Here is a 7978-nt window from a genome sequence, read left to right on the forward strand (position 1 = left end):
CGGCGCGGTCGATCGGCGCGGGCGCGGAGCCCTCGCCGCGGCCCGCCTGCTCGATCCGGAAGAACGAGATGGTCGACTGGAGCTGCTCGGCCTGGGAGGCGAGTTCTTCCGAAGTCGAGGACACCTGCTCGGAGGCGCTGGCATTCTGCTGGCCGACCTTGTCGAGCTGCTGGATCGCCTGGTTGATCTGGGCCGATCCGACGTCCTGCTCGCGGCAAGCCGCGGTGATTTCCTGCACCAGCTCGGCGGTCTTCTTGATATCGGGCACGAGCTTGGACAGCATCTCGCCGGCTTCGCGAGCGACCTTCACGGTCTCCGTCGAGAGCGTTCCGATCTCGGCGGCGGCAGCCTGGCTGCGTTCGGCAAGCTTGCGGACTTCGGAGGCGACGACCGCAAAGCCCTTGCCATGCTCGCCGGCGCGCGCGGCCTCGACCGCCGCGTTGAGCGCAAGCAGGTCGGTCTGCCGTGCGATCTCCTGCACGATCGTGATCTTCTCGGCGATCGTCTGCATCGCTTCGACGGCACGGCCCACGGCGGCACCGCTGGATTCGGCATCCCTCGCCGATTGCGCGGCGATCTTCTCGGTCTGGTTGGCGTTGTCGGCGTTCTGCTTCACGTTCGAAGCCATCTCCTCCATCGAAGACGAGGCTTCCTCGGCCGAGGAGGCTTGTTCGGTGGCGCCCTGCGAAAGTTGCTCCGAACTCGCGGAGAGCTCCTGGCTGCCGGCGGAGACGTTCTGCGCCGCGGTGAGCGCTTCGGCGACGATCTGCCGGAGTTTCTCGACCATTGCATTCAAGGACCTGACGAGATCGCCGATCTCGTCGTTGCTGGCGGAAGGAATGGTCCGGCTGAGATCGCCCTCGGCGACCGATCCGGCAAGACCGACCGCTCGGCCGAGCGACCGACTGATCGAGATCGAGATCCAGAGCGCCGCCCCGACCGCAACCGCCAGCGAGATGCCGATCAGCGTCATCAGCAGGAATTGCGCCTGGTGCCCCTCTGCCTTGGATTGGACGGCCTGCTCGGCCATCTGCTTCTTCGTATTGGCGACGTAGGCGCCCATGGATTCCATTGCGTCTGCGACGACCTTGCGGCCGTCACCCATCGAGCGCTCCATGGCCTTCGACTTGTCCGTCTTGGCCAGCCTGATCGTCTCTTCCTGGTACGCATTCATCTTGGCGTACGACGCCGCAAAGCCGTCCAGCAGCTTCCTGCCCGCTTCGCTCGCCAGCGCGTAGACCTCATCTCTGGTCTTCGTCGCCTGCTCGCGCAGCTTGGCCGCATCCGCCGCAAACTGTTCCGCCTGGGCTTCCGTTCCGAGGATCGAGTTCTTCTCGGCGCGCAGCTGAAGCAGGATGTCCTTTTCGATCTGCGTCGCCTTCTCCATCCGGTTTGCGCGCAGGACCATGCTGTCGGCAGTCGCCATCATGTCGCCGAGCTTCGTGTAGGCCACACCGCCCGCGACCCCGGACAACACGATGATCACGCCGAACGCACTGGCAAGCTTTGCCTTGACGGTGAATCTCATTTCCAGCCCCTACCCCGGTCTCGCCCGAGACCTCACTTCAATTCAGGATGCGTTCCATGTTCGGAACGATGACGAACTCTTCACGCCACTTCGCAATGAAGCGAATGAACTCCGGCTTCCAGTGCATGCCGACCCGCGGTGTTTGCTGCACGTCGGCCTGGGAGATCTCGGTGACCTCGTAGACCTTGTCGGCGGTGACGCCGACCAGGACCGGCTCGCCGTCGAGCTCGATTTCGATGACCACGATGCGCGTATCGGCAGAATCATCGAGCTGCGGCATGCCGAAGCGGACGCGCAGATCGGCGAGCGGAATGACGTTGCCGCGCACGTTGATCACGCTGGGAACGAAGGCGCGCGCACCCGCGACCTTGGTCACCGGGACGGGATCGATGATCTCGCGCACGAGGCCGGCGTCGAGCGCGAACTTTTCCTCGCCAAGGCCGATCATCACGACCTGCATCGCGTCAGCCTGACGTTCGCCAGCCAAACCACCGTTCATCACGCCGCCTCGCTGATATGCTGCTTCTCGACCTTCGACTGCGCGAGCGCGACAAGCTGCGCGACGTCGAGGATCAACGCCGCCGTGCCGTCACCCAGGATGGTCGCGCCGGAGAACATCGTGACGTCCGAATGCAGCTTGGAAAGCGACTTGATCACGGTCTGGTGGTTACCGATGATCTGGTCGGCGACGAGCCCGACATGGGTCTCGCCGGTCGAGATGATGATCGTCTTCTGGTGCCGGTCGGGCGTGCCCGATGCGGTCATGATCTCGCGCAACCGGAGGAAGGGCACGAGATTGCCGCGCACGTTGAGGAAATTGCGGCCGCGGGAGCGCTCGTCCTCGGCGGTCAGCTCGATGCATTCCTCCACTGCGGACAGCGGAATGATGTAGCGGCCCTCGCCGACCCGGATGAGCAGGCCTTCGATGATCGCAAGCGTCAGCGGCAGGCGTAGCGTCACCGTGGTGCCCTGCCCCGGCAGGGTCGACAGGTCGATCGAGCCACGCATGTTCTCGATGGTACGCTTGACCACGTCCATGCCGACGCCGCGGCCGGACAGCGCCGAGATGGTCTGCGCGGTCGAGAAGCCGGGATGGAACAGGAATTGATGAATCTCATGGTCGGTGAGCACGGCTCCGGCCGCGATCAGCCCCTGCTCTTCCGCCTTCGCACGGATGCGCGCGGTGTTGAGGCCGCCGCCATTGTCCTTCACGGTGACGAGTACCTGCGCTCCGGAGTGCACCGCGGCGAGCTCGATCCGGCCTTGCTCGGTCTTGCCGTTGGCAGCGCGCGTGGCGGTGTCTTCGATGCCGTGGTCGACGGAATTGCGGATCAGATGCACCAGCGGATCTGCCAGGCACTCGATCATGGTCTTGTCGAGCTCGGTATCCTCGCCTGAGGTGACGAATTCGACAGGCTTCGACAGATCGCGCGACAGATCATGCACGAGGCGGCGGAAACGGCCGAACAGCGAACCGATCGGCACCATGCGTGCGCCCATCGTGGTATCGCGCAACGACGAAGCGAGGCGCTCGATCTCCTCGGCGATCATCTTGATCGAGAGGTCGGAGCCGGAGGCAGCGAGCTGGGTCAGCCGCGCCTGTGCGATGACGAGTTCGCCGACGCGGTCCATCAGTTCATCGAGGCGCTCGGCCTGAACGCGAACGGTGGCAATGCCGCGATCGTCACGCTTGGCCTCGGGCTTCGGTTCAAGCCTTGATTCGGATTTCGGCTCCGCCTTTGCGACGGGCTGCTCGGCGAAGGGCGCGGCAGCGGCCTCGACCACCGGCGCAGGCATTTCGACCACCGGGGCCGGCTCTTCGTCGAGAAGCTGGAACAGCGGCGCAGGCGCGGGCGCGTCGACATGCGCCAAGGGCGAGAGCGTCAGCTTCATTTCGTCCTGGACGAACATGAAGACGTCGTCGATCGCGTCCTTGTCGCAAACCGCGTGCAGCTTGACGTCCCACTTCAAATAGCAGTCTTCCGGCTCCATCTCATCGAGGAACGGGATGCCGTCGGTGATCGGGACGACGAAGCAGGGGCCGAGCTTGCAGAGATCTTCCAAGAGATCGAGCGGGTTCGAGCCGTTACGCAGGATGTGCGATTCAAATTCGAGATGCAGGTGCCAGCCGGCTTGCTTGCTCTCGCTAGGGACCAGCGGCGGCGCCCCGGCGATCTCGACGACCGGAGCGCCAGGCTGGTCGAATGATACGAAGCGCTTGAGGTCGTCGAGGATGGCCTCGCCGATGATGTCGTCGGTCGACTGGGGATCTTCGATCAACGCGCGGATGTAGTCCTTGGCGGCGAGCGCGACCGAGATCAGCTCCTGGGTCGGCTTGATCTCGCCCTTGCGGACGCGGTCGAAAGCGGTCTCGAATTCGTGGGTGAAGGAGGCGACCTTGTCGAAGCCGAACATGGCGCCCGAGCCCTTGATGGTATGCAGGGCGCGGAAGGCGGAATCGACCAGTTCGCGATCGTCGGGACGCTGGCCGAGGTCGAGCAAGGCCCCTTCAAGGACTTCGAAGAGCTCGCTGGCTTCCTGACGAAAGACCTCGGTCGGGTCCATTGCGCTCATGCGCGCACCAGCTTGCCGACCACGGCGAGCAACTGCTCAGGCTTGAAGGGTTTGGTGATCCAGCCGGTGGCGCCGGCGCTCTTGGCTTCCTGCTTCACCGTGTCATTGGATTCGGTCGTCAGGAACACGATGGGCATGCCGACCGCGCTCGGCAGCTTGCGCAGCGCCCGGATCAACTCCAGCCCGTTCATGACGGGCATATTGAGGTCGGTGATCACGAGGTCGAGCTTGCCGGCCTGCGCCTTGGCGAGCCCTTGCGCGCCGTCGCCGGCCTCGATCACGCTGTGACCGGCCGGCTCGAGCACAACCTTGATCATCTGCCGAATGCTCGGCGAATCGTCGACGGTCAGAATCGTGGCCATTAGGTGCCATCTTTCTTTTGCGGGAAATGCTGATCAATCATCGCCTCGCTGGCGAAGCCGGCACGACGAAGGGTGTTGCGAAGAGACTGTGAGAAGGAGGTGAGAACCACCGGGCGGCCTTGGGCCTCGCCCGTCTTGGCGGTCGACAGCAGAAGCTGGATCGACGTCACGTCGGCCTTGTCGACGCTCGAACAGTCGATCTCGAGCCGCTCCTGGCGGCCGAACGCCTCGCGGATGAGCTCATAGACGTTGCGAATGGCCGCGATGCTGCAATCGGCGGGCAACCGCAACGACCACTTCGGCTCCGTCGGATTGAGCGCCATCGCTGCCCGCCTTTGCTAGATTCCGATACTCGTTTGACGTGAATCGAATGAGTAAACCCCTAACGCGAGCATCCGTACAACTACGGGTCACATTCTGCCGGAATTCGCGCAAGTGTATGCAGGCGTACACAGCCTACTGAGATCACATCCGCAATGCGGCGCCCGCGGCGCATTTGCTTCGCGTTAAATTCGCTCGGGTTATGGGCTTGGGTTCCGTGCCTATGCCAGCGAAGAGAGCCCCCGGCCGCCGATGCTGACCCAAGCGCTCCTGGTTGACGACAGCCGCTCCGTCCTCAACTTCCTGAAACGTCACATCGAGGCTGAAGGTCTGGTCGAGGCCACCACCTTCCTTGATCCCGTGGACGCGCTGACTTGCGCACGGGAGCGCGCCTTCGATCTCGTGCTGGTCGACTACGAGATGCCGCATATGGACGGCATCAGCTTCATCCGCACTTTCCGCAGGCTTCCTGGCTGCGCCGACATTCCGATCGCGATGATCACGTCGCGACAGAGCGATGACGTCAAGATGGAAGCGCTGCAGGCCGGTGCAACCGATTTCCTGCCCAAGCAGCCGCAGAGCGTCGAGATGACGGTGCGGCTGCGGAATTTGATTCAACTTGGTGCAGCCGTGCGCAAGCTCAGCGACCGGGCCGCGCATCTGGCGAGCGAAGTCGCAGCAGCAACGCGAAAGCTCGGCGAGCGCGAGGAGGAGATCATCCTGCGGCTCGCGCTTGCGGTCGAATATCGCGACAACGACACCGGCGAGCACACGCTGCGGGTCGCCCGCTACAGCCGCATCATCGCCGAGCAGCTCGGCCTGCCGGCCCGGCTCTGCCGCGACATTTATCTGGCCGCTCCCCTGCACGACGTCGGCAAGGTCGCCATTCCCGACAATATCCTGCTCAAGCCCGGCAAGCTGACCGACCAGGAGATGGCGGTGATCCGGACCCATGCGACGATCGGCGAGAAGATTTTGGCGGACTCAAGCTGCGAGCTGATCCAGCTCGGTGCACAAATTGCCGCAGGCCATCATGAGCGCTGGGACGGCGCGGGCTATCCCGGCGGTCTCAAGGCGGACGAGATTCCAATGGCCGCACGCGTGGTCGCGGTCGCTGACGTCTTCGACGCGCTGACGACACGACGACCCTATAAAGAGCCGATGCCGATCGAGGTGGCGCGCAACTATTTGGTCGAGAACAAGGGCCGGCAGTTCGATCCGGCCTGCGTCGAAGCCTTTTTGTCGCGCTGGGACGAGGTCCTCGATATCGCCGCCGGGGGGTAGGCGACGCCATTCCTCAAAGCCGAGGCTCCTCTCGCTCCAATCACAGAGTGTCCGGCCGAAGGCCGTTCGCCCGAATTTGCCGCGGTCACCTGATAGATATCGTCGTCCGGCCAACGGCTTGACACCCCTTTGTCGCCGATGGCGGGTTTGAACCACTTCCTGCTAGAGTGCACCAACAATCAAAGCGTGATTCTGGTCACACTTGCCTGGGCGCTCCGGTGCTAAAAGTCGCACCGGGAGGGGACCAGCAAATTATCGGTCGAATTGAATGAGCACACCCATGAGAAGCCTGATCGGCGCCGTTGTCGGCGCGTTCTGTTTTGCGGCCCCCGCCTTGGCGGAGACGCCGGCCGCCATCGTCGAGGATGTGCAAGGCAAGGTCGACGGCGTCGAATTCATGGACTATGTCGCACCCGGCAAGATCATCAAGCTCGGGCCCAAAGCGAGCATTACGCTCAGCTACCTCAAATCCTGCCTGCGCGAGACGATCAGCGAGGGCGTCGTGTTGGTCGGCGCCGAGCAAAGCACCGTGCAACTCGGCGACGTGCAGCGCGCCAAGGTGCCCTGTGATACCAAGGCAGCGCAGCTCTCCGAGCGCGAGGCGAATCAGAGTGCCGCGACCACGTTCCGGACCATGCGGTCCGATGCCAAGGGCACTCCGTCCAAGCTGCCGACGATCTACGGCGTCGCGCCGCTGGTCGAGGCCAAGAGCGGGAGCACGCTGGTGATCGAGCGCACCGACGGCAAGGAACCCACGATCAGCATACCGCTCAAGAACGACATCATGATCCGCGGCAAGTTCTATGATTTCGCCAAGGCCGGGAAATCGCTGACCCCCGGCGGGAGCTATCTCGCAAGCCTCGGCGCCAAGCGTTACACCTTCCTGGTCGACGCCAGTGCCACCTCGTCACCGACCCCTATCATCGGCCGCCTGCTGCGGCTCGAATAAGCAGCCTGCGACGGGGCGATGCGGCGGATCGGGGGACGGGACATCGTTGCAGCTATCCTGATTGCGCTCCTTGCGGGCGCAATTTTCATGTCTCCGCCGCTCCAGACCCTGCAAGGCCTCTCGCTCGACATCCTCACGGCACTGCGCGGCAAGCTCATTGGCGACCGCCGCGATCCCGCCAATTCGCCGGTCGTCGTCGTGGCCATCGACGGCGAGACCTACGACACCCCGCCCTTCAAGGGATCGCCGACGCAGACCTGGACGCGCGAGATCGGCCGGGTGCTCGGCAGTATCACCGAGGGCGGCGCCAAGGTGATCGGCTTCGACGTCATCTTTCCGAGCTCGATCGAGCAGTCGGAGATTCCCTTCGGCGACACGTCGGTCGGCAGCCGCATGAAGGGCTTCGACCGGGATTACCTGATCGCGCTGCGGCAGATCTCCGACAGCGGCAAGCTGGTGCTCGGCGATATCCTGAGCAACGACCATCCGGAGGTCCCCTATCGCGCACAGCAAGTCGCGGTGCGCAACAGCATCCGCGCGCTCAACGTGCATACCGACGCCGATGACGTGATCCGGCGGATGCCGCTGAGCTTCTCAATCGAGGGCAAACCGGTGCCCGCAATGGGGGTCGAGCTCGCGGCGCGTGCGCTTGGCGCAAAGCCCGGGATCGCGCCGTCTGGCTCGACCGAATTGTCCGGCTATGCAATCCCGAGCGCGTTTCCGAATACCATGACGCTCAACTTTCGAGGGCTGGGCCGTGATGTCCCGACCTTCTCCTTCGCCGATCTGCGCGCCTGCGTCGAAAAGGGCGACCGCGATTTCTTCCGCCGCGCCTTCGAGGGCAAAGTCGTTCTGCTCGGCACGGTCCTCAATTTCGAGGATCGCAAGCTCACATCGATGCGCCTGTCCGGCGGCTATGACGGTGCGCCGGCGGCGCGATGCGCCCTGCCCGCGCCGGAG

The 7978-nt window shown here is 64.0% G+C and carries 8 protein-coding genes; 3 read left to right on the forward strand and 5 right to left on the reverse strand.

The window, feature by feature from the left end; genetic code table 11:
- The 5 genes from MOV75_RS19610 to MOV75_RS19630 form a co-directional block, all read right to left on the reverse strand.
- Nucleotides 1-1528: methyl-accepting chemotaxis protein (locus MOV75_RS19610; RefSeq protein ID WP_247006415.1), on the reverse strand; the 1528-nt coding region annotated here is incomplete at its 3' end.
- A 37-nt stretch (nucleotides 1529-1565) separates the two neighbouring features.
- Entirely contained in the window at nucleotides 1566-2027 is a 462-nt protein-coding gene (locus MOV75_RS19615) for a chemotaxis protein CheW (protein ID WP_247006418.1), read from the reverse strand.
- Complete coding sequence (locus MOV75_RS19620) at nucleotides 2027-4102, reverse strand: chemotaxis protein CheA (RefSeq protein WP_247006420.1); 2076 nt, start codon at nucleotides 4100-4102, stop codon at nucleotides 2027-2029. Before MOV75_RS19620 ends, MOV75_RS19615 begins: the two co-directional genes overlap by 1 nt.
- Entirely contained in the window at nucleotides 4099-4464 is a 366-nt protein-coding gene (locus MOV75_RS19625) for a response regulator (RefSeq protein WP_018317043.1), read from the reverse strand. Before MOV75_RS19625 ends, MOV75_RS19620 begins: the two co-directional genes overlap by 4 nt.
- The gene (locus MOV75_RS19630) at nucleotides 4464-4787 is read right to left on the reverse strand and encodes an STAS domain-containing protein (protein ID WP_028178231.1); all 324 of its coding nucleotides are present in this window, start codon (nucleotides 4785-4787) and stop codon (nucleotides 4464-4466) included. The genes MOV75_RS19625 and MOV75_RS19630 overlap by 1 nt, the downstream gene beginning before the upstream one ends.
- A 250-nt stretch (nucleotides 4788-5037) precedes the next feature.
- Here MOV75_RS19630 and MOV75_RS19635 point away from each other — a divergent pair, with 250 nt between their 5' ends.
- The 3 genes from MOV75_RS19635 to MOV75_RS19645 all read left to right on the forward strand — a co-directional run.
- Nucleotides 5038-6069, forward strand: a complete 1032-nt coding sequence (locus MOV75_RS19635; RefSeq protein WP_247006422.1) for an HD domain-containing phosphohydrolase — start codon at nucleotides 5038-5040, stop codon at nucleotides 6067-6069.
- Nucleotides 6070-6349: 280 nt separating this feature from the next.
- Nucleotides 6350-7018 (forward strand): hypothetical protein, encoded by a 669-nt coding sequence (locus MOV75_RS19640; RefSeq protein ID WP_246926087.1) that lies wholly within the window; start codon nucleotides 6350-6352, stop codon nucleotides 7016-7018.
- A gap of 18 nt (nucleotides 7019-7036) precedes the next feature.
- Nucleotides 7037-7978: CHASE2 domain-containing protein (locus tag MOV75_RS19645; RefSeq protein ID WP_258719594.1), on the forward strand; the 942-nt coding region annotated here is incomplete at its 3' end.

It is taken from the genome of Bradyrhizobium sp. PRIMUS42, assembly GCF_023006515.1.
In the GTDB taxonomy this organism is placed as follows: Bacteria; Pseudomonadota; Alphaproteobacteria; order Rhizobiales; family Xanthobacteraceae; genus Bradyrhizobium.